We start from the raw sequence: 1,668 nt of genomic DNA, 5'->3' as shown, positions 1-1,668 counted from the left end.
AATTCTTTGATGATGTTATATCGGATATTTACTGCTATGGCATCAGCTTTTATCAGAAAAACTGCTATATTGAAGTGAAAAAAGTTAAATAACCAATTGTCTCATTTGCATTAGAGCTAAAACCTATCTTCTATAGATAGGTTTTCTTTTCTAACTGATCCTGTAAAAAACTTTACTGTTTATTGTTTAGATTCAAAAGAGGAAGCAAATTTCCACCTTTACTAGAAGTTACTACTGTCTGTGGTACAGTGCCATTCCATTTCTCTGCGATATTCAGTTCAACTAACGCTGGATTTGCCTTTAAAGCCTCTGCTTTTAATCTTATTGCGTCAGCCTCTGCTTTGGCTCTTACTGTAATCTGATAAGCCTCAGCATCCGCTTTAAGTCTGGTTGCCTTATTTGCAGCTTCTGCCTTGGCAACCTGATGCTGAGATTCAATCTCAATACGCTTTAACTCATTACGAGCCTTCTCAATTTCCTGTTTTTTCTGAGCAGTCTGTTCAATCACATTCTCATATGACTTTGAAAAGTTGATGTCCACGATTTGTACTGAGATTAAGTTAATAGGATACTTCTGTAACTGCTCTTTTATTTTCTTCTCTAAAGCAGTATCCAATTTTGCTCTGTCCTGTACAATAGTTTGAGCAGTATACTGACCGAACAGTGCTTTTGATGTCTGCTGAATAGTTGGTGATACTACAGTTTCAAATACCGAATTATCATCCGATGTGCCAAAGTGTCTGTAAACGTCTTCAATACGTGCAGGATCATAATTCCATGTAATGGAGATAGTGTAAGACTCAATGATCTGCTGATCATTAGAGTATGCAGAAAGAACCTGACCGTCACCTCCATTTGCTGTACCAAAGACAGACTTCTGAACTCTTACGGAGTAACGCTTAACAGACTGTACTACAGGAACTTTAAAATGCAAACCGGCATTCCATGTAGATGAGATTTCACCAAAGTTGGTTACTACAGCCTTTTCACCTTGATCAATAATGTATGCGTTCTTATATACAATAAAAACAAATAGAAGAGCTCCTACTATAATATAAAACTTCTTTGACAAATCTATATTCTTGATTATTGTTAACTTATAATTTATCTTATTTTCTTTTTCATTTTTCATAGGTTGTATTCCTTAATTACAAATCAAATGCACTTTGTGCAAATTGTTTTGCTCAAAAATCATATCATCTACAAGCAACTCCAGAAAAAATTCTTATTTTTTCATTTTGCAAGGTTGAGCTAATCTTCCTATCGTAAGATGACTTTTATTATAAAGGATATTTATTCTCTGCTGCCTGACAGTCTCACTAAATCGTTTTTTATCCTTCATGGTGTATAAGAAAGGTTGATATATAGAAATGAAGAAAGCAATAGTAAATTTTCTAATTTACACTTTCGTTTGTATCAGAATCGAAGACTACAAAACTAAGATGGACAATTTGCGCTTTTAACTTTTGTTAAGAACATGCAAAGAGCAAAAAAAAAGAAGAGACCTTATAGTACTCTTCTATCTTATCTGGAGCGGGAAACGAGGTTCGAACTCGCGACCCTAACCATGGCAAGGTTATGCTCTACCAACTGAGCTATTCCCGCATCCGATGAGTGCCATTATAGACCAGAATTTAAATCTGTCAACATTTTTTTTATTTTTTTTCA

The 1,668-nt window shown here is 34.7% G+C and carries 1 protein-coding gene and 1 tRNA gene; both read right to left on the bottom strand.

Annotation, left to right across the window (positions count from 1 at the left end; all coding sequences use genetic code 11):
- Nucleotides 1–172: 172 nt before the first annotated feature.
- Nucleotides 173–1,132, bottom strand: coding sequence for an SPFH domain-containing protein (locus ACJML3_RS04475; protein WP_406020972.1), 960 nt, complete (start codon nt 1,130–1,132; stop codon nt 173–175).
- Nucleotides 1,133–1,529: 397 nt separating this feature from the next.
- A tRNA-Gly gene (locus tag ACJML3_RS04470) sits at nt 1,530–1,605 on the bottom strand.
- Nucleotides 1,606–1,668: the final 63 nt, after the last annotated feature.

This window comes from Succinivibrio sp., from assembly GCF_045124615.1.
In the GTDB taxonomy this organism is placed as follows: domain Bacteria; phylum Pseudomonadota; class Gammaproteobacteria; order Enterobacterales; family Succinivibrionaceae; genus Succinivibrio; species Succinivibrio faecicola.
The sequence above is the reverse complement of the archived record's forward strand: the minus strand, read 5'-3'. Positions and strand labels throughout refer to the sequence as shown.